This window comes from Enterobacter sp. RHBSTW-00318 (genome assembly GCF_014101375.1).
In the GTDB taxonomy this organism is placed as follows: domain Bacteria; phylum Pseudomonadota; class Gammaproteobacteria; order Enterobacterales; family Enterobacteriaceae; genus Enterobacter; species Enterobacter ludwigii.
On sequence record NZ_JABXQH010000001.1, the window covers coordinates 3,464,599 to 3,490,886 of the forward strand.

The window sequence follows — 26,288 nt, forward strand, 5'->3', positions numbered from 1 at the left end:
GTGAAATGTGTGAAGCATAGCGTTTTAATCAAAATTAATTATGTGCTTCAGCGAGTTGCAGAGAAGGATCGTCATGATGAAAAAGATTGGTGTCGTACTGAGCGGATGTGGCGTTTACGATGGTTCTGAGATACACGAAGCCGTCATCACATTGCTGGCCCTGGCAAGAGAGGGGGCTGAAGTCATTTGCTTCGCGCCAGACAAAAATCAGGCTGATGTCATTAATCATCTGACCGGGGAGCCGATGGCGGAAACCCGTAACGTCCTGATTGAAGCCGCGCGTATTGCGCGTGGCGATATTCATCCTCTGATTCAGGCGGACGCCGCAGAGCTTGATGCGTTAATTGTGCCGGGTGGGTTTGGGGCGGCTAAAAATCTCAGCACGTTTGCCACGCAAGGCGCCGGGTGTCAGGTTGATCCGCATTTAAAAGCATTATCACAGGCCATGCATGCGGCGGGTAAACCGCAGGGCTTTATCTGCATCGCTCCGGCCATGCTTCCGACAATTTTTGATTTCCCGCTGCGCCTGACCATCGGGACCGATATTGATACAGCGGAAATCATCGAGGAGATGGGGGGCGAGCACATCCCTTGTCCGGTGGATGACATTGTGGTGGATGAAGACAATAAAATCGTCACCACACCTGCGTATATGCTGGCGCAGACTATCGCGGAAGCCGCTTCAGGCATTGAAAAGCTGGTGGCCAGAGTGCTGGTGCTGACTGAATGAGGCGTCAATTCGCCGCAGGCGCCTGGGTAAAACGTATTCTTTGGCGTGCCGTGCTGGCGCTGGCGGTGTTCTGGGGCGGCGGACTGGCATTATTCAGCATTCTGCCGGTTCCGTTTTCTGCCGTGATGGTTGAGCGTCAGCTGAGCGCGTGGTTCACCGGTGACTTCAGCTATGTTGCCCACTCTGACTGGGTGAGCACAGATGAAATCTCCCCGTGGATGGGGCTGGCGGTGATAGCGGCGGAGGATCAGAAATTCCCGGAGCACTGGGGGTTTGACGTGGCGGCAATCGAGAAAGCGCTTGCCCATAACGAACGCCATGAAAACCGCGTGCGCGGCGCATCGACGCTGTCACAACAGACGGCCAAAAACCTGTTTTTGTGGGATGGTCGTAGCTGGGTGCGAAAAGGGCTGGAAGCCGGATTGACCCTGGGGATGGAAACGGTCTGGAGCAAGAAACGTATTCTGACGGTCTATCTGAACATTGCCGAGTTTGGTGATGGCGTGTTTGGTGTCGAAGCCGCGTCGCAGCGATATTTCAATAAACCTGCCAGCCGGCTGAGCCTTTCTGAAGCTGCGCTGTTGGCCGCGGTCTTGCCTAACCCAATTCGCTTTAAAGCCGATGCACCCTCAGGCTATGTGCGAAACCGACAGGCGTGGATCATGCGCCAGATGCGGCAGCTGGGAGGGGAAGGGTTTATGGCGAGAAATAAATTGATGTAAGGCGGGTAAGCGTAGCGCTACCCGCCATGAAAGAGGGGTTAGTCTTCGTCAAACCCGGCGTTAAACAGCGCAATCACCGCCGCCAGCGCTTCCTCTTCCTGTGGACCGGTAGCTTCTACTTCAATCTGGCGGCCTTTGGCTGAGTCCAGCATCAGCAGCGCAATCACGCTGTTCGCTTCCGCCTCGGTACCTTCATCGTTACGCAGCAGAACTTCTGCATCGAAACCCTGCATCAGCTCAAACAGTTTCATCGCCGGACGTGCATGCATGCCCAGCTTATTGGTGATCTCAACGGTTTGTTTTACGGTCATGTTTTACGTTTTTCCAGCGTGCGATGACGGGACTGAACGTTCTTCCCGCGTGAGCGGAAATAGTCGGCCAGCTGTTCGGCGATATAGACCGAACGATGTTTACCGCCGGTACAGCCAATCGCCACGGTCAGGTAGCTACGATTGTTTGTCTCCAGCATAGGTAACCATAGCTCAAGGTAGCTTCGCGTCTGGTAGATAAAATTGTGAACTTCTGTGTGTCTGTCGAGGAAGGCCGCGACGGGCTTATCGAGACCGGTCATTGGACGCAGCTTCGGATCCCAGTGCGGGTTCGGCAGGAAGCGCACGTCGAAAACATAATCCGCATCGATAGGAATACCGTGCTTAAAGCCAAATGACTCGAACACCATCGTCAGTTCACGCTCGCGTTTGCCCAGTAAACGGGTACGCAGCATTTCCGCCAGCTCATGCACGGACATTTCGGACGTATCGACAATCAGGTCAGCACGGGAACGCAGCGGTTCCAGCAGATCGCTCTCTTCGTCGATAGCACTTTCCAGTGAGAGGTTCTTGCTGGAAAGCGGGTGCAAACGACGGGTATCGCTGTAGCGACGGATCAGAGTATTGCGGTCTGCATCGAGGAACAGCAGCTGAGGCGAGAATGAATCAGGCAGGTTGCTCATTGCCTGTTCAAAAATTTCTGGCGATTCAGGCATGTTACGAACGTCGATACTGACGGCGGCAGAGATTTGCCTCTCCGCAAGTGTGCGTGCCAGGTCTGGCAACAGCACGACCGGCAGGTTATCTACGCAGTAAAACCCCATGTCTTCCAGCGCGCGCAGGGCCACGGATTTCCCGGACCCTGAACGGCCACTGACAATCATCAGCACCATGTTCCGTTTCTCCTCAGGACAACAGATGTGAAGGCCATCTCCTGGTTATGCATCATCCTGATTGCCTTCTGCTTCAGTGATAATTTGATATAGCTCTTCATCACTTTGGGCTGCGCGCAGTCGACGGCAAATGGTTTTATCGGCCAGGCGTTTTGCGACCAGCGAAAGCGTATGCAAATGGGTTTTCGTCTGGTCGGCAGGCACCAGCAGCGCGAAGAGGAGATCGACGGGCTGATTATCGATGGCATCGAAGGCGATAGGCGTCTCCAGCTGCACAAACACACCGACGGCACGCAGGGTGTCCTCTTCCAGTTTGCCGTGCGGGATCGCGATGCCGTTGCCGATGCCGGTACTGCCCATTTTTTCACGGGTCAGGATCGCTTCGAACACGACCTGCGGCGGCAGGCCCAGCTGTTTTGCGGCCAGTTCACTGATGATCTCCAGCGCACGTTTTTTGCTCTGGCAGTGAACAGCACTGCGCGTACATTCCTGGTTAAGGACATTGCTCAGTTGAAGAGCGGAATCGTTGTTCATCATAATTTCACCTAAGCGCTAACTGTACAAACGGCCTGTTGTGTTTCACAACAGGCCTTCCTGCACCCGTTAACTGCCCGGACAATTAGTGTTGTTTCAGTTTGTCTTTATGTTTATTGAGCTGTCGTGCAAGCTTATCAATCAAGCCGTCGATAGCAGCGTACATGTCTTGCCCTTCCGCACTGGCATGGAGCTCACCCCCGTTGACATGCAGGGTCGCATCCGAGATATGAGTCACTTTCTCCACTTTCAATACAACATAGACCTGGTTGATCCTTTCGAAATACTGCTCGAGTTTCGCGAATTTAGCATTCACAAAATCACGTAAAGCCTCAGTAATCTCGACGTTATGTCCTGTGATATTGAGCTGCATAGTGTCTTCCTTATCGGTTGTGTCAGACCAGCTGTTTACGCTGGTTAGACGGCGGAATGGATAAAGACTCTCGATACTTCGCAACAGTTCGGCGTGCCACCATAATACCCTGGTCGGACAGTATGGTGGTTAACTTACTGTCGCTCAGTGGCTTCGCGGGGTTCTCCGCGGCGATCAACTTCTTCACCAGGGCGCGAATGGCCGTTGACGACGCTTCACCGCCGCCCTCGGTATTCACATGGCTGGAGAAGAAATACTTAAGCTCAAAAATACCGCGTGGACTGTGCAGATACTTCTGCGTGGTCACGCGGGAAATGGTTGATTCATGCATCTCGACGGCCTGGGCGATATCCGCCAGCACCATCGGTTTCATATACTCTTCGCCCTGCTCAAAGAACGCCTGCTGCTGTTCGACAATACAGCGGCTTACGCGGAGCAGCGTATCATTTCGGCTCTCCAGACTTTTGATCAACCATCGCGCTTCCTGCAAATTGCTACGAATGTATTGATTATCGGAGTCGTTACGCACGCTGGTGCACATGGAGGCATACTGCTGGTTGATTTGCAGGCGAGGAATGCTGTCTGAGTTCAGTTCAACGACCCAGCGGTCATTGTGTTTTCTGACCAGCACATCCGGGATGACGTACTCGGGTTCGCTGGTCTGAATGGACTGACCGGGGCGCGGATCGAGGGACTGAATCAGATTGACCGCCTCTTTCAGCACCTCTTCTTTCAGGCGCGTGACGCGCATCAGGCTGCGGAAATCGTGATTGGCCAGAAGATCCAGATGGTCGCTGATGATCAAGCGGGCTTCATCAAGCCATGGCGTCTCTTTGCTGAACTGAGAAAGTTGGATAAGCAGGCAGTCGCGCAGATCTTTTGCGGCCACCCCAACCGGATCGAAACGCTGAATGCGCTTCAGAACGGCTTCTATCTCCTCGAGTTCAATCTCTTCGTCACCCATGCTTTCCAGAATTTCGTCCAGCGTGACGGTCAGATAACCGGTGTCATCCACGGCATCGACAATGGATGTCGCTATCGCGCGGTCAGTATCGGAGAAGGGGGTAAGTTCCACCTGCCACATCAGGTAATCCTGCAGTGACTGGGTAGTTTCACCCTGATAAACCGGTAGCTCATCGTCCTGGTAGTCTGCACGCGTACCGGAAGGGGTTCCGGCGGTGTAGATTTCATCCCAGCTGGCATCCAGCGGAAGCTCGTCCGGCATCTCTTTTTGTTCGAGCGCATCGGCGGTGTCGAGTGCTTCAGTATCCTGCGACTGCTGGGTATCTACCTCTTCATGAAGATCGGCTTGCTCCAGCAACGGATTGCTATCCAGCGCTTGCTGGAGCTCCTGCTGGAGTTCTAAGGTGGACAGTTGCAACAGGCGAATCGCCTGCTGTAGCTGCGGCGTCATCGCCAGTTGTTGGCTGAGCCGTAATTGCAAACCTTGCTTCATGTTCAGAGCATTTTTCTCCGGTTCGGCGTTACATTACCTCTACCCTATCAGAGTCTGAAGTCTTCCCCAAGGTAGACACGCTTAACATGATCATCTTCGAGGATCTGCTGCGGCGTACCGTGGGCGATCAGATTGCCCTGGCTCACGATGTATGCGCGTTCGCACACGGCCAGCGTTTCACGGACGTTATGGTCAGTGATCAGTACGCCAAGCCCACTGTCGCGCAGATGCTCAATGATACGTTTAATGTCGATAACGGAGATGGGGTCAACGCCTGCAAACGGTTCATCCAGAAGGATAAATTTCGGGTTTGCAGCCAGCGCACGCGCAATCTCAACGCGACGGCGTTCACCGCCGGACAGCGCCTGACCGAGGCTGTCGCGCAGATGTTCGATATGGAACTCTTCCATCAGCTCGTTAGCCCGGTCCTGACGCTGTTCGCTGGTCAGATCGTCACGAATTTGCAGGACGGCCATCAGGTTATCGAAGACGCTCAGGCGGCGGAAAATGGAGGCTTCCTGCGGCAGATAGCCGATACCGCGACGCGCACGCGCATGCAGCGGCAGAAGACTGATATCTTCATCATCAATGACGATGTTGCCCGCATCGCGCGACACGATACCAACGACCATGTAGAAAGTTGTGGTTTTGCCCGCACCGTTAGGGCCAAGCAGGCCTACAATTTCGCCGGAGTTGACGGTCAGACTGACATCTTCTACGACACGGCGGCCCTTATAGGCCTTCGCGAGATTTTTTGCAGTTAATGTTGCCATAACGAATTAGTTACTCTTCTTCTGTGCCGGGGCCTGACCCTTACCTTTGTCCTGCAGCTGCGACGGAACCAGCACGGTGGTTACGCGTTTGCCTTTCTCGCTGGAGGCCTGCATTTTTTGCTCTTTCACCAGATAGGTGATCTGGTCGCCGGTGATGTTGCTGTCCAGCTGTTCCAGATAAGCGTTACCGGTCAGGATGACCAGGTCCTTCGCCAGCTCATAGTGCATATGCGTGGCGCGGCCTTTCACGGGTTTGCCGTTATCCTGCATCTGGTAGAAGGTTGCCGGGTTGCCATAGCCATCAATGATCTCTTTGCCTTGCTCGCCACCGGGACGGGTAACGACCACTTTGTCGGCGTTGATTTTGATGGTGCCCTGGGTCATGACGACGTTACCGGTAAAGGTAACGACATTGCCTTGCATATCAAGCGACTGCGTGTCGGACTCAATATGAATAGGCTGGTCAGTATCGCCCGTTACAGCAAGCGCGGGAAGACTGGTCGCCAGCATCATACTGGCGATAATTACTTTAAGGCTGAGTTTGTTTGTTTTGAATTTCATAGGAGGTTCTAACCTTTTCAATCAGCTCGGCGTTTTTGCTGCGTAAGTTCCCGCGCATTCTTAAACCGCTGGAATTAAATGTTGTGCCATACAGTGTGACCAGATCCTGCGACGTCACGTCCTGGGTCACGAGGTTGATCTGTGCATTATCCGTCGTGATTTTGCGCAGTTGTGAGTCAGCGGTCAGGGCGTTGACTTCAACGTGGCCATACAGATAAAGCATACGGTCATTCGTCAGTTTTGCCCGGTCAGATTTAATCGACCACGTCGGCACTTTGTCTTTATCAAACGTGGTCATGACAGGCTGGGTAAACCACGAAATACCGTCATCTGAAAAATATTCAACATGCTGGGCAATCAGGCGATAGTTCAGCGCACCTTCCGGGCTGTAGACCACGGTGTCACTGTGATCGCTTTTATAGGTTGGCTCGCTCGTATTGACCACTTCCGTCTGCGTATCGTCGCGATCGGCAAGGTTCACGCCAATCAATACCAGTGCGACAAGCGAAAGCAGAATGATAACCCAACGTCTGGTTTTACTCATATCGATTGCCCTTTGGCCTCATCAAGCTTGCCCTGCGCCAGCAAAAGCAGATCGCAGACTTCACGTACGGCACCACGGCCACCGTTAATATGGGTGACATAGTCAGCGCGCGGGATCAGCAGCGGATGCGCATCGGCCACGGCGATACTCAGACCGACTTCAGCCATCACCGGCCAGTCAATCAGATCGTCCCCGACATAGGCCACGTTTTCCGGCGCGACAGCCAGTTTACCCAGTAAATCGTTGAACGCCGCCATCTTATCGGACTGACCCTGATACAGATGGGTAATGCCTAACGTTTCACAACGGTCTTCTACCAGTTTAGCTTTCCGACCGGTGATGATAGCAACGTCGATGCCTGATGTGAGCGCACAACGAATACCGTAGCCATCGCGAACGTTAAACGCTTTCAGCTCTTCACCATTATTGCCCATGTAAATCAGGCCATCAGAGAGTACCCCATCCACATCCAGGATGAGCAGGCGAATGTTTTCCGCCTTTGCCATCATATGGGTACTGACCGGACCATAACAGGTTGCAAGGGATGCACCCGCATTACTCATTGTCTTATCCTTCATTACACTACGCCTGCGCGCAGCAGATCATGCATATGTACCACACCCAGCAACTGGTCGCCATCGGCAACCATCACTGAGGTGATATGACGGGACTGCATCAGGTTCAGCACATCCACCGCCAGCGTACCCGGACGAACACGGATACCGCCGGACGTCATCACATCAGCGATGCCCAGCGTGCGAACATCAACACCCATGTCGAACACGCGGCGCAGGTCGCCATCGGTGAAGATCCCCTGGATCTTCATCAGGTCGTCGCACACAACCGTCATACCCAGATTCTTGCGGGTGATCTCCAGCAGCGCATCGCGCAGGGAGGCCTCTTTACTGACGTGAGGGATCTCATCGCCAGTGTGCATAATATCGTTAACCCGAAGCAGAAGCTTACGCCCGAGCGCGCCGCCTGGGTGGGAAAGCGCGAAATCTTCCGGCGTAAAACCGCGGGCTTCCAGCAACGCAACGGCAAGCGCATCGCCCATGACCAGCGCAGCGGTCGTACTGGACGTTGGAGCAAGACCCAGCGGGCAGGCTTCTTTAGGCACTTTCACGCACAGGTGAATATCCGCCGCGCGCGCCATGCTACTTTCCGGGCGGCTGGTCATGCAAATAAGCGGAACCCGCAGCCGCTTCAGCACGGGGATCAGCGCCAGGATCTCATTAGACTCACCGGAGTTCGACAGCGCGATGACGATATCCTGCGGCGTTACCATGCCCAGATCGCCGTGCGCGGCTTCCCCCGGGTGTACAAAGAAGGAAGAGGTTCCGGTGCTGGCAAACGTTGCCGCCATTTTGCGCCCAATGTGACCGGACTTGCCCATGCCCATCACCACGACTTTACCGGCACAGTAGAACATCTTCTCACATGCCAGACTAAAATCCTGATTAATGTACTGATCTAACTGCGCCAGACCTTCACGTTCAATCTCCAGAACCTCTTTGCCTGCTTTCTGAAAGTCAAAACCCGGCTGCAATTCTATTTGCGACATAATGCGTTTCCGTTTACCCAGAGAGAAGAGGCGAAAGCCAGTACAGCATCGCCATCCATACGATAAATCCACCCGTCAGCAGCGCCCCTGCGCCTTTGCCGATCTGTCGTTGCCGCCGCCAGCAGAGCAGGGCAAAAATGACGCTGACCAGCAACATCACCCCGTAATCGCGTGAGAATGCCAGGGGGTTAAAAGGCCCGGGCGTTATCAGGGCTGGCAGGCCCATCACGATGGCGATATTAAAAATGTTTGAACCGATAATATTGCCTATGGCAATGTCATCTTCACCTTTACGTGCCCCTGCGATAGCGGTGGCCAGTTCTGGCAGACTGGTGCCAATGGCAATGACCGTCAGGCCAATGGTGAGCTCACTCATGGCGAAATAGTTCGCCAGCACCGTGGCGTTATCGACGACCATGCGCGTGGCCATCGGCATGATGATCAGCGCGACGCCGAGCCACAGCAGCGCCACAGGCAGCGTGCCTTCACGCGGGAGTTCGGCGACCTGTTCTCGCGTCAGGCTGTCCTGGCCCTGTTTTTCTGCCAGACGGGCGATTTTAACACTATACAATAGCCAGATAACGGCCAGCGCCAGCAAGAAAATGCCGTCACCGTAGCTCAGTACGCCATCATAAAATACGCACCCTGCCAGCAGGCTTACGATTAACATTAGCGGCAATTCACGGCGCAGAACATCAGAATGCACGCGAAATGGATGGAGCAGGGCCGCCAGGCCAAGGATCAGCAAGATATTGACGATGTTGGAACCAATCGCGGTGCCGACGGCAAGGTCTAACTGACCATGCAGTGATGCCGTGACAGAGACGATGATTTCAGGAAGCGAGGTTCCGACGCTGACCACGGTCATCCCGATGACGACAGGCGGTACGCCAGTCAGGCGGCACAGGATAGATGCAGCAAATACCAAACGGTCAGCACTGTAGACCACCAAAAGTAAACCAATTATTAACAGTGCTGTTGCTAAAAGCATCAAAAGTCCTTTCTTCAGGTATACTCGTCGGTCCATCGCGCAGGAATGGAATGGCAGGACTGCATACAGTCTGAGGCGTAACGAATTCCTAATTTTGACTTTATGCGCCGGAAAAGTAAAACAAATGCCAGCTTTCGCTAACCTCAACGGCTAATATTCTGTAAAAATGCTGAGTTTAGGGCTGATTCAGTCTGCATGCTTAACGTGAGCAGGGTAAGAAAGGAACCATAAATGAGCCAAACTATGGCGAATTTAGTTGATGTCCGGGGTGTGAGTTTTTCTCGCGCCAACAGATTGATATTCGATGATATTTCGTTGACCGTACCGCGTGGCAAGATCACTGCCATCATGGGGCCGTCCGGGATCGGTAAAACGACCCTGCTGCGCCTTATTGGTGGCCAGATCCCACCCGATAGCGGTGAAATCCTCTTTGACGGCGAAAACATCCCCGAGATGTCACGATCGCGCCTGTATACTGTTCGTAAACGCATGAGTATGCTTTTCCAGTCGGGAGCGTTGTTCACGGACATGAACGTCTTTGATAACGTAGCCTATCCGCTGCGCGAACACACCAGTCTGCCGCCAGAGCTGCTGAAAAGTACGGTGATGATGAAGCTTGAGGCTGTGGGGCTGCGAGGGGCTGCAAAACTGATGCCCTCAGAGCTATCCGGCGGTATGGCACGCCGTGCCGCGCTGGCACGCGCCATCGCCTTAGAACCCGATTTAATCATGTTCGACGAACCGTTCGTTGGGCAGGACCCTATCACGATGGGCGTGCTGGTGAAGCTCATCTCTGAACTGAACAGCGCGCTCGGCGTAACCTGCATAGTGGTTTCTCACGATGTACCGGAAGTGTTGAGCATCGCCGACTATGCCTACATTGTGGCAGACAAAAGGATCGTCGCGCATGGCAGCGCTCAGGCGTTGCAGGAAAACTGCGATCCGCGTGTACGGCAGTTCCTCGACGGCATTGCGGATGGGCCTGTGCCGTTCCGCTACCCGGCGGGCGACTATCGTGACGATTTACTGGGAATAGGGAGTTAAGCCACTGATGCTGTTAAATGCATTGGCCGCTCTTGGACACCGTGGCATAAAAACCATCAGGACGTTCGGGCGTGCCGGATTGATGTTGTTCAACGCGCTGGTCGGCAAGCCGGAATTTCGTAAGCATGCACCGCTACTGGTGCGGCAGCTCTATAATGTCGGCGTGCTGTCGATGCTCATCATCATTGTCTCCGGTCTGTTTATCGGCATGGTGTTGGGGCTGCAGGGCTACCTCGTTCTGACGACCTACAGCGCCGAAACCAGCCTCGGCATGCTGGTGGCGCTGTCGCTGCTGCGTGAACTGGGGCCGGTGGTGGCGGCGCTGTTGTTCGCCGGGCGTGCAGGGTCAGCATTGACCGCTGAAATTGGCCTGATGCGTGCGACCGAGCAGCTTTCCAGCATGGAGATGATGGCGGTCGACCCGCTGCGTCGCGTGATCTCGCCACGCTTCTGGGCGGGGGTGATTTCCTTACCGCTCCTGACAATTCTCTTTGTCGCCGTGGGTATCTGGGGCGGCTCGCTGGTTGGCGTTCACTGGAAGGGCATCGATGCGGGCTTCTTCTGGTCGGCCATGCAGGACGCCATCGATCTGCGAATGGATCTGGTTAACTGTCTGATTAAAAGCGTGGTATTTGCCATTACGGTCACCTGGATCGCCTTGTTCAATGGCTATGATGCGATCCCGACCTCGGCGGGCATCAGCCGTGCAACTACACGTACTGTCGTACATTCGTCGCTGGCCGTACTGGGTCTGGATTTTGTGCTCACCGCACTGATGTTTGGGAATTGAGTTCATGCAAACGAGAAAAAATGAAATTTGGGTCGGCGTGTTCCTGTTACTGGCGTTGCTGGCCGCGCTGTTTATCTGCCTGAGAGCGGCGGATATCACGTCTGTGCGCACCGAGCCGACTTATCGCATTTATGCGACCTTTGATAACATCGGCGGGCTGAAGGCGCGCTCGCCGGTACGTATAGGCGGGGTGGTCATCGGGCGCGTCTCTGACATTACGCTTGATGAGAAAACCTATCTGCCGCGCGTGTCGATGGATATTGAAGAGCGTTACAACCATATCCCGGACACCAGCTCGCTTTCTATCCGCACTTCCGGCCTCCTGGGTGAGCAATATCTGGCGCTTAACGTCGGTTTTGAAGACCCGGAGCTGGGAACGACTATCCTTAAAGACGGTAGCGTAATCCAGGATACGAAGTCCGCGATGGTTCTGGAGGATATGATTGGTCAGTTCCTTTATAACAGTAAAGGAGATGATAAGAAGTCCGACGCTGCCCCTGCGCAGAGCGAAGATCCTGCCAGTGTCGCACCGACACCAGGCACGACGAATTAATTTCAGGAGAAGTCATTCATGTTTAAACGACTGTTAATGGTTGCCATGCTGGTCATTGCCCCTCTCACCGCGGCGCATGCTGCGGATCAGAGTAACCCGTACAAACTGATGGATGAGGCTGCGAAGAAGACCTTCGACCGGCTTAAAAACGAACAGCCGAAAATTCGTTCCAATCCTGATTATCTGCGCGACGTGGTTGATCAAGAGCTGCTGCCGTACGTGCAGATCAAATATGCGGGTGCGCTGGTTCTGGGCCGTTATTACAAAGACGCGACCCCGGCGCAGCGCGATGCCTATTTCGCCGCGTTCCGTGAATACCTGAAACAGGCTTACGGTCAGGCACTGGCGATGTATCACGGTCAGACCTATCAGATTGCACCAGAGCAGCCGCTGGGCGACGCGACTATCATTCCTATCCGCGTCACGATTATCGATCCTAACGGCCGTCCGCCAGTACGCCTGGACTTCCAGTGGCGTAAAAACAGCCAGACCGGTCACTGGCAGGCCTATGACATGATTGCGGAAGGGGTGAGCATGATCACCACTAAACAGAACGAGTGGAGTGACCTGCTGCGCACCAAAGGCATTGATGGCCTGACCGCACAGCTGCAGTCTATCTCGCGTCAGAAAATCTCTCTGGACGAGAAGAAGTAATGTCGGATCAACTGAGCTGGTCGCGTGAGGGTGAGACGTTGAAGCTGACGGGTGAACTCGACCAGGATCTGCTGAACCCGCTCTGGGACAAACGTTTTGAAGCGATGCAGGGCGTGACGGTTATCGATCTGAGCGGCATTTCACGGGTGGACACGGCAGGCGTCGCGCTGCTGGCCCATCTTGTTGCTGTGGGGAAAAAGCAGGGGACAAGCGTTACGCTGCACGCGGCGAGCGATAATGTGGTCACCCTGGCCCAGCTCTATAATCTCCCTCAGGACGTACTGCCTCGTTAATATTTTCAGTGCGTTACTTCTGAAAGCCCTGACAGATTCATCGTCGGGGCTTTTTGCTTGTTTAAGACGACGCCACTTTGCTCTAAGATGTTGGGCTTGTTTTCACTATCAGATGATTAAGAACCCATGGAAAATCATGAAATCCAGACAGTGCTGATGAATGCACTCTCCCTTCAGGAAGCCCACGTCACTGGCGATGGCAGTCACTTCCAGGTTATTGCTGTGGGTGAGATGTTCGACGGTATGAGCCGTGTGAAGAAACAGCAGGCTGTATACGCGCCGCTGATGGAATACATTGCGGATAACCGCATCCACGCCCTGTCGATTAAAGCGTTCACCCCTCAAGAGTGGGCACGCGATCGCAAACTAAACGGTTTTTGAGTTGTGGGCGACACGCCCGCAGCACGGTTGAATTTATAAGAGAGCACACAATGGATAAATTTCGTGTACAGGGGCCAACGCGTCTCCAGGGCGAAGTCACAATTTCTGGCGCAAAAAATGCCGCGCTGCCCATCCTCTTTGCTGCGCTGCTCGCGGAAGAGCCGGTAGAAATTCAGAACGTACCGAAGCTGAAAGATATCGACACCACCATGAAGTTGCTCAGCCAACTGGGCACCAAAGTTGAGCGTAACGGTTCCGTCTGGATCGACGCCAGCAACGTAAACAACTTCTCTGCACCTTACGATCTGGTAAAAACCATGCGCGCATCCATCTGGGCGCTTGGCCCGCTGGTGGCACGTTTTGGTCAGGGTCAGGTTTCCCTGCCGGGTGGCTGCGCAATCGGTGCACGTCCGGTTGACCTGCACATCTTTGGCCTGGAGAAACTGGGCGCCGAGATCAAACTCGAAGAAGGTTATGTTAAAGCGTCTGTGAATGGCCGCCTGAAAGGTGCGCACATTGTCATGGACAAAGTGAGCGTTGGTGCTACCGTCACCATCATGTCTGCGGCAACGCTGGCAGAAGGTACTACCATCATCGAAAACGCCGCGCGTGAACCGGAGATTGTGGATACCGCGAACTTCCTCGTGGCGCTGGGTGCGAAGATCACCGGCCAGGGCACCGACCGTATCACCATCGAAGGCGTTGAGCGTCTGGGCGGCGGCGTGTACCGCGTCCTGCCAGACCGTATCGAAACCGGGACGTTCCTGGTTGCTGCCGCGATTTCAGGCGGGAAAATTACCTGCCGCAACGCGCAGCCAGATACCCTGGATGCGGTGCTGGCGAAACTGCGTGACGCAGGCGCTGATATCGAAATCGGTGAAGACTGGATCAGTCTGGACATGCACGGTAACCGTCTAAAAGCGGTAAACGTGCGTACAGCTCCGCATCCTGCTTTCCCGACTGATATGCAGGCGCAGTTCACCCTGTTAAACCTGGTGGCGGAAGGGACGGGGTTCATTACCGAGACCATCTTTGAAAACCGCTTTATGCACGTACCGGAACTGATCCGTATGGGCGCACATGCTGAGATCGAGAGTAATACCGTGATTTGCCACGGCGTTGAGAAACTGTCTGGTGCTCAGGTGATGGCAACCGATCTGCGTGCATCTGCAAGCCTGGTGCTGGCGGGTTGTATTGCGGAAGGGACGACGGTCGTTGATCGTATTTATCACATCGATCGTGGCTATGAACGTATCGAAGATAAACTGCGCGCGCTGGGTGCGAATATCGAGCGTGTGAAGGGCGAGTAATCGTTCCGGCAGCCCCCTGCCAGAAATGACCGGGGGGTTGCTGTTCCTGTCAAAAAAACCGCTATTCCTGCGGGTCTTTCTTCACTTTCCTCTGGCGGATCATGCGCGATCTGTCGATAAATTCATGGGTAATGGGATCGTGGTAACGCGAAGGCCAGATCACCCACGGATGCGTATCCAGCGCCGTCGCAATGATCAACTCTCCCTTCGGCCAGGGGCGCGTCAGGGCATTTGCCAGGGTTGAAGAACTCAGGCCATGGCGGCGAGATTCCGCAGCCAGTGATGTGCCTTTTTTGCGCAGTGCCGCAATGATATCTGCTGTGTGCCAGTCGATAAATTTCGTGTCCATAACGCTGTCCTTAAGTTCGGATTCACTTACGCCATTTCGTCTGAAACGACTGGCCTTACTATACCCATTTCAATTTCTTGTTCTAAAAAGTTCGCGTTACTGGTAGGGATATTCAGAATAAGGCATGGCTTTATTCATGCGGTCTGTAAACCGGTGCGTTTACGTGAAAGAGGAATATACAGGTGTGTACTGGAATCTCCCCGCGAGGGCCGCGGGGAGGGGAGAGAAGGATTAACGGTCGCGCTGAACGGCGATATGGGCAAGGCCAATGAGCGCATCGCGCCATGGGCTATCCGGGATGACCTGAAGTGCGGCGATGGCTTTATCCGCCTCTTCTTCGGCACGCTGACGCGTCCAGTCCAGCGATCCGCAAATGGCCATTGTTTCCAGCACGGGTTCCAGAAGATGACGACCATTTCCCTGCTCGATCGCTTCACGGATCATTTTCGCCTGGTCGGCTGACCCGTTGCGCATCGCGTGGAGTAGCGGCAGCGTCGGTTTGCCTTCGTTCAGGTCATCACCCACGTTTTTGCCGAGCGTTTCGCCGTCTGCACTGTAATCCAGCAAATCATCAATCAGCTGGAACGCGGTGCCCAGATAACGGCCATAGTCCTGCAGCCCTTTTTCCTGGGCTTCGCTACAGCCAGCCAGAATGCCGGAACACTGTGCAGCCGCTTCAAACAGGCGCGCAGTTTTGCTGTAAATCACGCGCATGTAGTTTTCTTCGGTGATGTCAGGGTCGTTGACGTTCATCAGCTGAAGCACTTCGCCCTCAGCAATCACGTTAACGGCTTCAGACATGACCTCCAGCACTTTCAGCGAACCCAGGCTGGTCATCATCTGGAAGGCACGGGTATAGATAAAATCCCCCACCAGGACGCTGGCAGCATTGCCAAAGGCGGCGTTGGCGGTGGCTTTACCCCGGCGCATGTCTGATTCATCCACAACATCATCATGAAGAAGCGTCGCAGTGTGAATAAATTCGATCAGTGCCGCGATCGTGACGTGAGCATTTCCCTGATAGCCGACGGCTCGGGCAGCCAGGATGGCAATCATCGGGCGAATGCGTTTACCGCCGCCGCTGACGATGTAATAGCCCAACTGATTGATCAGCTGAACGTCAGAATTGAGTTGCTCCAGGATTGCTGCATTCACACCCGCCATATCTTGCGCGGTTAACTCGTTGATTTTTTCTAAATTCATCGCAAAAGCCGGGCTTTTTATCCTGTTTATCCCATCTTCAATGGGGTAACGAAGGGTTAGGTTTATCAATAGTAGTGCTGATTGTACTGAAAAAACGGCTCAGATAAACGTTACCTTACGCGTTGTGTTTTTTTTCTTCATGTATTGATGGTAGCACTTGTCAAAGGCTCGCGTTTTGCGTAATATTCGCGCCCTATTGTGAATATTTATAGCGCACTCTGATTCATACGAGGATGTGCGCGGAAGCGGAGTTTATATGTACGCGGTTTTCCAAAGTGGTGGTAAACAACACCGAGTAAGCGAAGGTCAGACCGTTCGCCTGGAAAAGCTGGACATCGCAACTGGCGAATCTGTTGAGTTCGCAGAAGTTCTGATGATCGCAAACGGTGAAGAAGTCAAAATCGGCGTTCCTTTCGTTGATGGCGGCGTTATCAAAGCTGAAGTTGTTGCTCACGGTCGTGGCGAGAAAGTTAAAATCGTTAAGTTTCGTCGTCGTAAACACTACCGTAAGCAGCAGGGCCACCGTCAGTGGTTCACTGATGTGAAAATTACTGGCATCAGCGCCTAAGACCTGAGGAGAGATTTAAATGGCACATAAAAAGGCTGGCGGCTCCACACGTAACGGTCGCGATTCAGAAGCTAAACGCCTGGGCGTTAAGCGTTTCGGTGGCGAATCCGTTCTGGCGGGTAGCATCATTGTTCGTCAACGTGGCACCAAATTCCACGCTGGCAACAACGTAGGTTGCGGTCGTGACCACACTCTGTTTGCTAAAGCAGACGGTAAAGTGAAATTTGAAGTTAAAGGCCCGAACAACCGTAAATACATCAGCATCGTTGCTGAGTAAGGTTTTCTCGGTCCGGTAACGGATTAAAGCCCCGCAACCTGTTGCGGGGCTTTTTACATTGGAAACCCGGTAATTTTTTCTGTAGGGAAAACGGGCATGAAGCAGCAGGCCGGCATTGGTATTCTTTTGGCGCTCACGACCGCAATGTGCTGGGGTGCGCTGCCAATTGCAATGAAGCAGGTACTGGAAGTGATGGAGCCGCCAACGGTGGTGTTTTATCGCTTTCTGATGGCAAGTATCGGCCTTGGGGCCATCCTCGCGATCAAAGGTAAGCTTCCGCCGTTGCGTATCTTCCGTAAACCGCGCTGGCTGGTGTTGCTGGCTATCGCGACGGGTGGCCTGTTCGGTAACTTCATACTGTTCAGTTCTTCCCTGCAGTATCTTAGCCCCACGGCGTCGCAGGTGATTGGTCAGCTTTCACCGGTCGGCATGATGGTCGCCAGCGTCTTTATCCTCAAGGAGAAGATGCGTGGCACGCAAATTATCGGGGCGAGCATGTTGCTCTGTGGTCTGGTGATGTTCTTCAACACCAGTCTGATAGAGATTTTTACCCGACTGACGGATTACACCTGGGGTGTGATCTTCGGAGTGGGAGCAGCAACGGTTTGGGTGAGCTATGGCGTCGCGCAAAAGGTGTTATTGCGTCGTTTGGCCTCACAGCAGATCCTCTTTTTGCTGTACACTTTGTGTACACTAGCATTATTGCCGTTAGCAAAACCGGGTGTGATCACCCAGCTTAGCGACTGGCAACTGGCGTGCCTCATTTTTTGTGGGCTGAACACGCTGGTCGGTTATGGCGCGCTGGCCGAAGCGATGGCGCGCTGGCAGGCAGCACAGGTGAGCGCACTCATTACGCTTACCCCGCTGTTTACGCTGTTATTTTCAGATTTGTTATCAATGGCCTGGCCCGATGTCTTCGTCAGACCGATGCTCAACATGTTGGGCTATCTCGGTGCGTTTGTCGTGGTTGCGGGCGCGATGTATTCCGCCATTGGTCATCGTCTTTGGGGGCGTTGGCGCAAAAATGAAGCGGTCGTAGTAGTCCCCCGCTCAGGCGAATGAGTTACGGAGAGTAAAATGAAGTTTGTTGATGAAGCGACAATCCTGGTCGTGGCAGGTGATGGCGGCAATGGTTGCGTGAGCTTCCGCCGTGAGAAATATATTCCACGTGGCGGTCCTGACGGCGGTGACGGCGGGGACGGCGGTGACGTGTGGCTGGAGGCGGATGAGAACCTCAACACGCTGATCGACTACCGTTTCGAAAAATCCTTCCGCGCTGAGCGTGGACAGAACGGCCAAAGCCGTGACTGTACGGGCAAACGCGGTAAAGACGTGACCATTAAGGTTCCGGTCGGTACGCGTGTGATTGACCAGGGGACGGGCGAAACCATGGGCGATATGACCAAACACGGTCAGCGTCTGATGGTGGCGAAAGGCGGCTGGCACGGTCTGGGTAACAGCCGTTTCAAATCGTCCGTAAACCGTACCCCGCGTCAGAAAACGATGGGTACGCCGGGCGACAAGCGCGATCTGCAGCTGGAGCTGATGCTTCTGGCCGATGTCGGGATGCTGGGTATGCCAAACGCCGGTAAATCGACGTTTATTCGCGCGGTCTCTGCAGCCAAGCCAAAAGTGGCGGATTATCCGTTTACCACGCTGGTACCAAGCCTGGGCGTTGTCCGTATGGATAACGAGAAGAGCTTTGTGGTTGCTGATATCCCGGGTCTGATTGAAGGTGCTGCAGAAGGTGCCGGTCTGGGTATCCGCTTCCTGAAACACCTTGAGCGCTGCCGCGTACTGCTGCATCTCATCGATATCGATCCAATCGACGGTTCCGATCCGGTAGAAAATGCCCGCATCATTATCGGCGAGCTGGAAAAATACAGCGAAAAACTGGCGAACAAGCCACGCTGGCTGGTCTTTAACAAGATCGATCTGATGGATAAAGCCGAAGCGGAAGCGAAAGCGAAAGCCATTGCTGAAGCGATGGGCTGGGAAGATAAATACTACCTGATCTCCGCGGCAAGCCAGGTTGGCGTGAAAGATCTGTGCTGGGATGTGATGACCTTTATCATCGAGAACCCGGTTGTTCAGGCTGAAGAAGCGAAACAGCCAGAAAAAGTCGAATTCATGTGGGATGACTACCACCGCCAACAGCTCGAAGAGCTGGAAGTGGAAGAGGAAGAAGACTGGGACGACGACTGGGATGAAGACGACGAAGAAGGTGTCGAGTTCATCTACAAGCACTAATCGCAGTTTAAAGCCCCCGGAAGGGGGCTTTTTTATTGCAGGCTGGACGGCAGCCAGCAGCTGGCGATTAAGCCGCCCTCAGCACCATTCTCCAGCGTCAGCTTGCCGTGGTGGAGCTGCACGATACGTTGCACAATGCTCAGCCCCAGGCCGCTGCCACCGTAGCGCTGGTCAAGACGACGGAACGGTTCAGTAATCGACTGGCGGTGCGCTTCATCTATCCCCGGCCCCTGATCGATAACGCTGACCTGTGTTCCCCCGTCAACGTCGACCAGAGTCACGCGAATCGTTGTGCCTGACGGACTGTAGCGCCCGGCGTTCTCAAGCAGATTGCGCAGCATCAAACGCAGAAGCACCGCATCACCCTGCACCGTGAGCGGACTTTTGTCCGGCCATATCACCGTATGCTCTTTGGCTTCATGTCCAAGACCGAGCGGCATGATGATATCGTCTGTCCAGTTGACGGTTTCATAGTGACCGCTCGCCATCGCCTGTCCGGCACGGGACAACATCAGCAGTTGCTCAACCGTGTGCATCAGCTGATCGATACGGGTAATTAACGTCGTGGCCTGTGGAGAGCCAGACTGTGCCATCAGTTCCAGATGCAGTCTGATCCCCGCAAGCGGCGTTCGCAGCTCGTGAGCGGCGTCCGCGGTGAAGAGACGTTCCTGTTGAATGGTGTGATCCAAACGGGCGAGGAGCTGGTTGAGCGAGGTTGTGACGGCACCAATTTCTTCCATGTCGGAATAGACAGGGAGTGGGGTTAAGTTATCCGCCGAGCGGTTCGCCAGGCTGACGCGCAGTTGATTCAGCGGCCGGGTTATCCAGGTGACCGCCCAGAATGAGAAGCACAGCGTAAAACCGACCATCACCAGAGAGGGGACCAGCAGCGAGGCAATCGCTTCACGGATCTCTTTCTCGACATGATTATTGCGCGATTTCGCTGAGAGTGTTTCGTTGACCAGAAAACCAATCTGTTCACGGCTTTCATGCCAGAGCCAGATCACGCTTATCAGCTGGAAAAATAACAGAATGACCGCCAGCAGAACCATTAATCGCCGACGCATGCTGTTCATTTCTGGCTCTCCAGACGGTAGCCTACGCCACGGACAGTTTTAATCCGGTCTTTACCCAGTTTGCGACGCAGATTGTGAATATGCACTTCGAGGGTATTTGAGCCGGGATCGTCCTGCCAGGAATAAATATCCTGCTGCAGGGTTTCGCGGTGTACCGTTTGTCCGCTGCGCATAATCAGGCGCGTCAGCAGCGCAAACTCTTTTGGGGTTACTTCAACCGGCAGGGACTGGCACAGCACCTGCTGGGTTTGCAGATTCAGCGTAATATCGCCGTCGGTCAGTAAGTTATCGCTGTGTCCCTGATAACGACGAATCAACGCCCTTACCCGCGCCTGAAGCTCCGCAAGGGCAAACGGTTTCACCAGGTAATCATCAGCGCCAGAATCGAGGCCGTTGATACGATCTTCAATGGCATCCCTTGCCGTCAGGATCAATACTGGATTGGCGATACCCCGGCGGCGCCACTGGCTTAGCTGCGTAGCGCCGTCTTTATCCGGTAAGCCTAAATCGAGGATCACCAGACTGTATTCGCCGCTCTGGATCAGGGCATCCGCCTCAGCCGCCGTGGCGGCGCAGTCGAGGGCATATCCTTCATTGGCCAGCGCCAGAGCCAGCCCTTCCTGCAATAACAGATCGTCTTCAACTATGAGTAGTTTCATCGCTAGTTATTCTGGTAGATGTCCTTATAAAGCCTGCTTTCGAAGCGAACCAGTGGAATACGACGATTACGCTGGTCGGTCGGTTCGACGGCATAGCCGGAAAGATACTGCACGAATGCCATGCGTTGCCCGCTGGCGGTAGTGATGAAGCCTGCAAGGTTATAAACCCCCTGCAGTGAACCTGTCTTGGCTGAAACTTTTCCATCCACCCCGGCCGCATGAAGGCCGGCACGGTACTGGAGTGAACCGTCATGCCCGGCGAGTGGCAGCATCGAAATAAAGTTTAGCTCAGTGTCATGTTGTGCAATGTACTGAAGTACTTGCATCATCGTTGCCGGGGAGATCAAATTATGTCGCGATAACCCGGAGCCATCGACGGCAATGGTGTTGCCAAGATCGATCCCCGCCTGTTGGCGCAGGATCTGACGCACGGCGTCGGAACCCGCACGCCAGGTTCCTGGCACGCCGAAACGCGCGTGACCAATCATGCGGAACACCGTGTCAGCAATCATGTTGTCAGACTTTTTCAGCATAATCCGTAGTAAATCGTGCAGCGGCGCAGATTGTTTGCTGGCGATGACCGTACCGGGTTGATTAACCTGCGTCTGGCGCAGCAGGGTACCGGAATAGGTTATTCCCGCCTGCTTCAGTTCATCCTTGAGAATGGCACCCGCATAGCTTGCGCCATCCTGTATCGCAAAGGCCAGCGGCAATGGGTCGGCGCGCTGTGTCAGGCACCCGGTCAGCGTGAAGCGGTTGAGATCGCCTGGCACCACGTCCAGCTCGCAATACTGCGCATCCGGGGAGCCTTTTGCGAGGGTACGAACCTGGCTGAACATCGTCACCGGGTAGTAAGACGCCACGCGAATAAACGCTAAATCATCCGGTTTTGGCGCGCTGTAAAGTGAAATGGAGAAGCAGTTACGATCCACAATCGCGGCGGCTGGCGGAGCGCTAAAGCACTGCGTCATGTCGTTCCACGGCCATCCTGGCGCTTTATCGTGGCTGGCAAAAATAGAGATGTCGATTAACACATTGCCATCAATCTTCTGCACGCCAGATTTTTTCAGCGACGCGACCATGTTGCGGATATCCTGGCGTTTAAACGTAGGATCTCCCCCGAAACGAGCGATAAGATCGCCTTTCAGTTCGCCACCCTCGATGTTGCCTTTGGTCTCGAGCGTGGTGGTAAAACGGAAGTCAGGTCCAAGCTGAAGCAGGGCGGCGAGTGCGGTGATCACCTTCTGGGTACTGGCAGGCAGCGCCATCTGTTGACTGTGATAGTCAATCTCTGGCGACTGCGCCCCGACCTTCTGCACCATCAAGGCAAGGTTGGCACCTGCGGGGAGCTGATTAATGTACTCGTCAACATTCGCGGCCTGAACGCTGAACGCTATACTGGTAGTCAATCCGATGATAAATCTGGAAAATCGCATAATCTCGCGCTAACAACCCGAAAACAAACCGTCATACTACGGTGCATAGCACTGCAAAGTAAACGATGACCCATAGTGAACTTCGCGGTAAAATGCGTATCAAATTGAAAATTGTTGCTGACCTGGGGCTTCGCTCCCGGGTCGGTTTTCTTTTTGCTTCTGGCCCGCTCATGGGGGCCGGGGCAGGGAACACTGCTCCCAACAGGAATGTTTAAGAGGTATAACAAATGCAAGCTATTCCGATGACCTTACGTGGTGCCGAAAAACTGCGCGAAGAGCTGGATTTTCTGAAATCCGTTCGTCGCCCTGAAATCATCGCCGCTATCGCGGATGCGCGTGAGCATGGCGACCTGAAAGAGAATGCTGAATACCACGCGGCGCGTGAGCAGCAGGGCTTCTGTGAAGGGCGTATTAAAGATATCGAAGCAAAACTGTCCAATGCGCAGGTTATCGATATCACCAAAATGCCTAACAATGGCCGCGTCATTTTTGGTTCAACCGTTACCGTGCTGAACCTGGACAATGACGAAGAGCAGACTTATCGCATCGTGGGTGATGATGAAGCGGACTTTAAACAGAATCTGATTTCGGTGAACTCCCCGATTGCTCGCGGCCTGATTGGCAAAGAGCAGGATGATGTTGTCACTATCCGCACCCCGGGTGGTGAAGTGGAATACGAAATTATTAAGGTTGAATACCTGTAATTCGCATCTCGACTAAGATGTTGATACATTGTAAAGAAAAGAAAAAGGCCGCATAGCGGCCTTTTATCAACTCAAGGAGCGTGGCATTTTGCTCACCTGCTGACAGAAATCCCTCGTTTTACACAGAAAATGTGTTCGATTCAGGATATCCTTAGCGTGGCAGCGAGATTTTACGCTCTTTAGATGGGCGATAGAGCACCAGCGTTTTACCGATGACCTGTACATTACAGGCACCCGTTTCACGCACGATGGCTTCCACGATCAGGTTTTTAGTGTCTCGGTCTTCAGAGGCGATTTTCACCTTGATCAGCTCGTGGTGTTCCAGCGCTTGTTCAATCTCGGCAAGCACCCCTTCGGTCAAACCATTGTTGCCAAGCATGACTACAGGCTTGAGCGGATGTGCCAGACCTTTAAGGTGCTGTTTTTGTTTAGTACTCAGATTCATCGTATATTTTTGCTTACGTTGGGATTGAAAACGGTTCATTCTACCGCCATCTCCCTTATATCGCCAAATAGCTGCGTAGAAATTTACGTCACAGGCAAGTAACGATGAACCAGGACGGAAATGTTAAATGACAGGTAAAAAGCGTTCTGCCAGCTCCAGCCGCTGGCTTCAGGAACACTTTAGCGATAAATATGTTCAACAGGCACAGAAAAAGGGGTTGCGTTCCCGTGCCTGGTTTAAACTTGATGAAATACAGCAAAGTGACAAACTTTTTAAGCCGGGAATGACGGTTGTCGATCTCGGTGCAGCACCTGGCGGATGGTCCCAGTATGCGGTTACGCAGATCGGCGGAACGGGCCGAATCATCGCATGCGACCTTTTACCAATGGATCCCATCGTCGGTGTCGACTTCCTTCAGGGCGACTTTCGTGATGAATTAGTGCTGAAAGCGCTACTTGAGCGTGTAGGTGATAGTAAGGTCCAGGTTGTCATGTCAGATATGGCACCAAATATGTGTGGAACACCGGCGGTGGATATCCCCCGCGCCATGTATTTGGTGGAGCTAGCGTTAGAAATGTGTCGTGATGTACTAGCGCCTGGTGGTAGTTTTGTTGTGAAGGTGTTTCAGGGCGAAGGTTTCGAGGAGTATCTTAAGGAAATTCGCTCCCTGTTTGCGAAGGTTAAAGTTCGTAAGCCGGACTCTTCCCGGGCCCGTTCCCGAGAAGTGTATATTGTAGCGACCGGGCGAAAATGATAACCCGCGTCTTTCAGACGAAAGTTTGAATGACACGGGATATAGAGTATCCTGACGCTGTTTTTAACACAGTTGTAATATGAGGTTAATCCCTTGAGTGACATGGCGAAAAACCTAATACTCTGGCTGGTCATTGCCGTTGTGCTGATGTCAGTATTCCAGAGCTTTGGGCCCAGCGAGTCGAATGGCCGCAAGGTGGATTATTCTACCTTCCTGCAGGAGGTCAATCAGGACCAGGTTCGCGAAGCGCGTATCAACGGACGTGAGATCAACGTTACCAAGAAAGATAGTAACCGTTACACGACTTACATCCCGGTGAACGATCCTAAGCTGCTTGATAACCTTCTGACCAAAAACGTCAAGGTGGTAGGCGAGCCGCCAGAAGAACCAAGCCTGCTGGCTTCTATCTTCATCTCCTGGTTCCCGATGCTGCTTCTTATTGGCGTCTGGATCTTCTTTATGCGCCAGATGCAGGGCGGCGGTGGCAAAGGTGCCATGTCGTTCGGTAAGAGCAAGGCGCGTATGCTAACGGAAGATCAGATCAAGACCACATTTGCCGACGTTGCAGGTTGCGACGAAGCAAAAGAAGAAGTGGGCGAACTGGTTGAATACCTGCGCGAGCCGAGCCGTTTCCAGAAACTGGGCGGTAAGATCCCGAAAGGCGTTCTGATGGTAGGGCCTCCGGGTACCGGTAAAACCCTGCTGGCGAAAGCCATCGCGGGTGAAGCGAAGGTGCCGTTCTTTACTATTTCAGGTTCTGACTTCGTTGAAATGTTCGTGGGTGTTGGTGCATCTCGTGTGCGTGACATGTTCGAGCAGGCCAAGAAGGCAGCACCGTGCATTATCTTCATCGATGAAATCGACGCTGTAGGCCGCCAGCGTGGCGCAGGCCTGGGCGGTGGTCACGATGAACGTGAACAGACGCTGAACCAGATGCTGGTTGAGATGGATGGCTTCGAAGGTAACGAAGGTATTATCGTTATCGCGGCGACTAACCGTCCGGACGTTCTTGACCCTGCGCTGCTGCGTCCAGGCCGTTTCGACCGTCAGGTTGTGGTTGGTCTGCCGGATGTACGTGGTCGTGAACAGATTCTGAAAGTTCACATGCGTCGCGTACCGCTGGCACCTGATGTCGACGCGGCGATCATCGCGCGTGGTACGCCGGGCTTCTCCGGTGCTGACCTGGCAAACCTGGTCAACGAAGCTGCACTGTTTGCTGCTCGCGGTAACAAACGCGTTGTGTCGATGGTGGAGTTCGAGAAAGCGAAAGACAAAATCATGATGGGTGCTGAACGTCGCTCCATGGTGATGACGGAAGCGCAGAAAGAGTCCACGGCTTACCACGAAGCCGGTCACGCGATTATCGGTCGCCTGGTGCCGGAACACGATCCGGTGCATAAAGTGACGATTATTCCGCGCGGTCGTGCGCTGGGTGTGACGTTCTTCCTGCCGGAAGGCGATGCCATCAGCGCCAGTCGTCAGAAGCTGGAAAGTCAGATTTCAACCCTTTACGGCGGTCGTCTGGCAGAAGAGATTATTTACGGCGCGGAACATGTTTCGACCGGTGCGTCCAACGACATTAAAGTCGCGACCAACCTGGCGCGTAACATGGTGACCCAATGGGGCTTCTCCGAGAAGCTGGGTCCCCTGCTGTATGCGGAAGAAGAAGGCGAAGTGTTCCTGGGCCGCTCCGTGGCGAAAGCGAAACACATGTCCGATGAAACCGCACGTATCATTGACCAGGAAGTGAAGCTGCTGATCGAGCGTAACTACAATCGCGCCCGTCAGATCCTGAACGATAACCTGGACATTCTGCATTCGATGAAAGATGCGCTCATGAAATATGAGACCATCGATGCTCCGCAGATTGACGACTTGATGGCTCGCCGCGAAGTGCGTCCGCCAGCGGGTTGGGAAGACCCAGGCGCTTCCAACAATTCTGACAACAATGGCACACCGCGTGCGCCGCGTCCGGTCGATGAACCGCGTACGCCGAACCCGGGCAACACCATGTCAGAACAGTTGGGCGACAAGTAAGTCACTGCTGTTGAAGTCTATGTTTGCACCTCAAACCCTGGAGCTTGCTCCGGGGTTTTTCTTTTCTGTAAAACCATATTGATACCAGGGATTTG

33 protein-coding genes are annotated in these 26,288 nt (G+C 53.8%); 16 read left to right on the plus strand and 17 right to left on the minus strand.

Annotation, left to right across the window (positions count from 1 at the left end; genetic code table 11):
* The first annotated feature begins 76 nt into the window (after nt 1-76).
* Entirely contained in the window at nt 77-730 is a 654-nt protein-coding gene (elbB, locus tag HV157_RS17115; RefSeq protein ID WP_121339883.1) for an isoprenoid biosynthesis glyoxalase ElbB, read from the plus strand.
* Nucleotides 727-1,452 (plus strand): monofunctional biosynthetic peptidoglycan transglycosylase, encoded by a 726-nt coding sequence (mtgA, locus tag HV157_RS17120; protein ID WP_182268743.1) that lies wholly within the window; start codon nt 727-729, stop codon nt 1,450-1,452. Before elbB ends, mtgA begins: the two co-directional genes overlap by 4 nt.
* Nucleotides 1,453-1,490: 38 nt before the next feature.
* On the opposite strand, the gene npr is transcribed toward mtgA, so the two are convergent.
* The 11 genes from npr to HV157_RS17175 form a co-directional block, all read right to left on the minus strand.
* Nucleotides 1,491-1,763 carry a PTS phosphocarrier protein NPr gene (npr, locus tag HV157_RS17125; RefSeq protein WP_003861872.1) on the minus strand — a complete coding sequence of 91 codons (273 nt, stop codon included), beginning with the start codon at nt 1,761-1,763 and terminating at the stop codon, nt 1,491-1,493.
* Entirely contained in the window at nt 1,760-2,614 is an 855-nt protein-coding gene (gene rapZ / locus HV157_RS17130; protein ID WP_014171820.1) for an RNase adapter RapZ, read from the minus strand. Before rapZ ends, npr begins: the two co-directional genes overlap by 4 nt.
* 45 nt (nt 2,615-2,659) lie before the next feature.
* Complete coding sequence (ptsN, locus tag HV157_RS17135) at nt 2,660-3,151, minus strand: PTS IIA-like nitrogen regulatory protein PtsN (protein WP_014171819.1); 492 nt, start codon at nt 3,149-3,151, stop codon at nt 2,660-2,662.
* Between the two features lie 82 nt (nt 3,152-3,233).
* Nucleotides 3,234-3,521 (minus strand): ribosome hibernation promoting factor, encoded by a 288-nt coding sequence (gene hpf, locus HV157_RS17140; protein ID WP_014171818.1) that lies wholly within the window; start codon nt 3,519-3,521, stop codon nt 3,234-3,236.
* A gap of 22 nt (nt 3,522-3,543) precedes the next feature.
* The gene (rpoN, locus tag HV157_RS17145) at nt 3,544-4,977 is read right to left on the minus strand and encodes an RNA polymerase factor sigma-54 (RefSeq protein ID WP_014171817.1); all 1,434 of its coding nucleotides are present in this window, start codon (nt 4,975-4,977) and stop codon (nt 3,544-3,546) included.
* A gap of 47 nt (nt 4,978-5,024) precedes the next feature.
* Nucleotides 5,025-5,750, minus strand: coding sequence for an LPS export ABC transporter ATP-binding protein (gene lptB, locus HV157_RS17150; RefSeq protein ID WP_014171816.1), 726 nt, complete (start codon nt 5,748-5,750; stop codon nt 5,025-5,027).
* Nucleotides 5,751-5,756: 6 nt separating this feature from the next.
* Entirely contained in the window at nt 5,757-6,311 is a 555-nt protein-coding gene (gene lptA / locus HV157_RS17155; protein ID WP_182268744.1) for a lipopolysaccharide ABC transporter substrate-binding protein LptA, read from the minus strand.
* Nucleotides 6,280-6,855, minus strand: a complete 576-nt coding sequence (gene lptC, locus HV157_RS17160; protein WP_014171814.1) for an LPS export ABC transporter periplasmic protein LptC — start codon at nt 6,853-6,855, stop codon at nt 6,280-6,282. Before lptC ends, lptA begins: the two co-directional genes overlap by 32 nt.
* Nucleotides 6,852-7,418 carry a 3-deoxy-manno-octulosonate-8-phosphatase KdsC gene (gene kdsC, locus HV157_RS17165; RefSeq protein WP_014171813.1) on the minus strand — a complete coding sequence of 189 codons (567 nt, stop codon included), beginning with the start codon at nt 7,416-7,418 and terminating at the stop codon, nt 6,852-6,854. The genes lptC and kdsC overlap by 4 nt, the downstream gene beginning before the upstream one ends.
* Before the next feature lie 14 nt (nt 7,419-7,432).
* Complete coding sequence (gene kdsD, locus HV157_RS17170) at nt 7,433-8,419, minus strand: arabinose-5-phosphate isomerase KdsD (RefSeq protein ID WP_020883527.1); 987 nt, start codon at nt 8,417-8,419, stop codon at nt 7,433-7,435.
* Nucleotides 8,420-8,432: 13 nt separating this feature from the next.
* Nucleotides 8,433-9,410: a calcium/sodium antiporter gene (locus HV157_RS17175; RefSeq protein ID WP_020883528.1), complete on the minus strand. Its 978-nt coding sequence runs from the start codon at nt 9,408-9,410 to the stop codon at nt 8,433-8,435.
* A gap of 231 nt (nt 9,411-9,641) precedes the next feature.
* Between HV157_RS17175 and mlaF the strand changes: the two genes are divergently transcribed.
* From mlaF to murA, 7 genes are all read left to right on the plus strand, one after another.
* Complete coding sequence (mlaF, locus tag HV157_RS17180; RefSeq protein ID WP_020883529.1) at nt 9,642-10,454, plus strand: phospholipid ABC transporter ATP-binding protein MlaF; 813 nt, start codon at nt 9,642-9,644, stop codon at nt 10,452-10,454.
* A gap of 7 nt (nt 10,455-10,461) precedes the next feature.
* On the plus strand, nt 10,462-11,244 hold the full coding sequence (mlaE, locus tag HV157_RS17185) for a lipid asymmetry maintenance ABC transporter permease subunit MlaE (protein WP_010436044.1): 783 nt from the start codon (nt 10,462-10,464) through the stop codon (nt 11,242-11,244).
* Between the two features lie 4 nt (nt 11,245-11,248).
* Nucleotides 11,249-11,797 carry an outer membrane lipid asymmetry maintenance protein MlaD gene (mlaD, locus tag HV157_RS17190; RefSeq protein ID WP_025202923.1) on the plus strand — a complete coding sequence of 183 codons (549 nt, stop codon included), beginning with the start codon at nt 11,249-11,251 and terminating at the stop codon, nt 11,795-11,797.
* A gap of 18 nt (nt 11,798-11,815) precedes the next feature.
* On the plus strand, nt 11,816-12,451 hold the full coding sequence (gene mlaC / locus HV157_RS17195; RefSeq protein WP_014171807.1) for a phospholipid-binding protein MlaC: 636 nt from the start codon (nt 11,816-11,818) through the stop codon (nt 12,449-12,451).
* Nucleotides 12,451-12,744, plus strand: coding sequence for a lipid asymmetry maintenance protein MlaB (mlaB, locus tag HV157_RS17200; RefSeq protein ID WP_014171806.1), 294 nt, complete (start codon nt 12,451-12,453; stop codon nt 12,742-12,744). The genes mlaC and mlaB overlap by 1 nt, the downstream gene beginning before the upstream one ends.
* 126 nt (nt 12,745-12,870) lie before the next feature.
* A complete protein-coding gene (gene ibaG / locus HV157_RS17205) occupies nt 12,871-13,125 on the plus strand; it encodes a BolA family iron metabolism protein IbaG (protein ID WP_008501458.1) in 255 nt (84 codons plus the stop codon).
* A 50-nt stretch (nt 13,126-13,175) separates the two neighbouring features.
* Complete coding sequence (gene murA / locus HV157_RS17210; protein ID WP_182268745.1) at nt 13,176-14,435, plus strand: UDP-N-acetylglucosamine 1-carboxyvinyltransferase; 1,260 nt, start codon at nt 13,176-13,178, stop codon at nt 14,433-14,435.
* A 61-nt stretch (nt 14,436-14,496) separates the two neighbouring features.
* Here murA and sfsB read toward each other — a convergent pair whose 3' ends face one another.
* Nucleotides 14,497-14,784, minus strand: coding sequence for a DNA-binding transcriptional regulator SfsB (gene sfsB, locus HV157_RS17215; RefSeq protein ID WP_014171802.1), 288 nt, complete (start codon nt 14,782-14,784; stop codon nt 14,497-14,499).
* Between the two features lie 231 nt (nt 14,785-15,015).
* A complete protein-coding gene (gene ispB / locus HV157_RS17220; RefSeq protein WP_020883532.1) occupies nt 15,016-15,987 on the minus strand; it encodes an octaprenyl diphosphate synthase in 972 nt (323 codons plus the stop codon).
* A 256-nt stretch (nt 15,988-16,243) separates the two neighbouring features.
* On the opposite strand from ispB, the gene rplU reads away from it, so the two are divergent.
* The 4 genes from rplU (at nt 16,244) to cgtA (ending at nt 19,082) form a co-directional block, all read left to right on the plus strand.
* Complete coding sequence (gene rplU, locus HV157_RS17225) at nt 16,244-16,555, plus strand: 50S ribosomal protein L21 (RefSeq protein WP_003025032.1); 312 nt, start codon at nt 16,244-16,246, stop codon at nt 16,553-16,555.
* 19 nt (nt 16,556-16,574) lie between these two features.
* Nucleotides 16,575-16,832 carry a 50S ribosomal protein L27 gene (rpmA, locus tag HV157_RS17230; protein WP_004385076.1) on the plus strand — a complete coding sequence of 86 codons (258 nt, stop codon included), beginning with the start codon at nt 16,575-16,577 and terminating at the stop codon, nt 16,830-16,832.
* 96 nt (nt 16,833-16,928) lie between these two features.
* Nucleotides 16,929-17,894 carry a DMT family transporter gene (locus HV157_RS17235; protein WP_182268746.1) on the plus strand — a complete coding sequence of 322 codons (966 nt, stop codon included), beginning with the start codon at nt 16,929-16,931 and terminating at the stop codon, nt 17,892-17,894.
* Nucleotides 17,895-17,909: 15 nt separating this feature from the next.
* Complete coding sequence (gene cgtA / locus HV157_RS17240) at nt 17,910-19,082, plus strand: Obg family GTPase CgtA (protein WP_014171797.1); 1,173 nt, start codon at nt 17,910-17,912, stop codon at nt 19,080-19,082.
* 32 nt (nt 19,083-19,114) lie between these two features.
* On the opposite strand, the gene pmrB is transcribed toward cgtA, so the two are convergent.
* Genes pmrB through dacB form a run of 3 tightly spaced genes read right to left on the minus strand, consistent with a single transcriptional unit; the run spans nt 19,115 to nt 22,253 of the window.
* On the minus strand, nt 19,115-20,158 hold the full coding sequence (pmrB, locus tag HV157_RS17245; protein ID WP_182268747.1) for a two-component system sensor histidine kinase PmrB: 1,044 nt from the start codon (nt 20,156-20,158) through the stop codon (nt 19,115-19,117).
* Entirely contained in the window at nt 20,155-20,817 is a 663-nt protein-coding gene (gene pmrA / locus HV157_RS17250; RefSeq protein ID WP_014171795.1) for a two-component system response regulator PmrA, read from the minus strand. Before pmrA ends, pmrB begins: the two co-directional genes overlap by 4 nt.
* A gap of 2 nt (nt 20,818-20,819) precedes the next feature.
* On the minus strand, nt 20,820-22,253 hold the full coding sequence (gene dacB, locus HV157_RS17255) for a serine-type D-Ala-D-Ala carboxypeptidase (RefSeq protein WP_182268748.1): 1,434 nt from the start codon (nt 22,251-22,253) through the stop codon (nt 20,820-20,822).
* Between the two features lie 227 nt (nt 22,254-22,480).
* On the opposite strand from dacB, the gene greA reads away from it, so the two are divergent.
* The gene (gene greA, locus HV157_RS17260; protein ID WP_014171793.1) at nt 22,481-22,957 is read left to right on the plus strand and encodes a transcription elongation factor GreA; all 477 of its coding nucleotides are present in this window, start codon (nt 22,481-22,483) and stop codon (nt 22,955-22,957) included.
* Nucleotides 22,958-23,108: 151 nt separating this feature from the next.
* Here the strand turns inward: greA and yhbY are convergent, their stop codons facing one another.
* Nucleotides 23,109-23,402, minus strand: coding sequence for a ribosome assembly RNA-binding protein YhbY (gene yhbY / locus HV157_RS17265; protein ID WP_003861814.1), 294 nt, complete (start codon nt 23,400-23,402; stop codon nt 23,109-23,111).
* A 127-nt stretch (nt 23,403-23,529) separates the two neighbouring features.
* Here yhbY and rlmE point away from each other — a divergent pair, with 127 nt between their 5' ends.
* Nucleotides 23,530-24,156, plus strand: coding sequence for a 23S rRNA (uridine(2552)-2'-O)-methyltransferase RlmE (rlmE, locus tag HV157_RS17270; RefSeq protein ID WP_014171792.1), 627 nt, complete (start codon nt 23,530-23,532; stop codon nt 24,154-24,156).
* A gap of 102 nt (nt 24,157-24,258) precedes the next feature.
* Nucleotides 24,259-26,193 (plus strand): ATP-dependent zinc metalloprotease FtsH, encoded by a 1,935-nt coding sequence (ftsH, locus tag HV157_RS17275; protein ID WP_025202925.1) that lies wholly within the window; start codon nt 24,259-24,261, stop codon nt 26,191-26,193.
* The last annotated feature ends 95 nt before the right edge of the window (nt 26,194-26,288 follow it).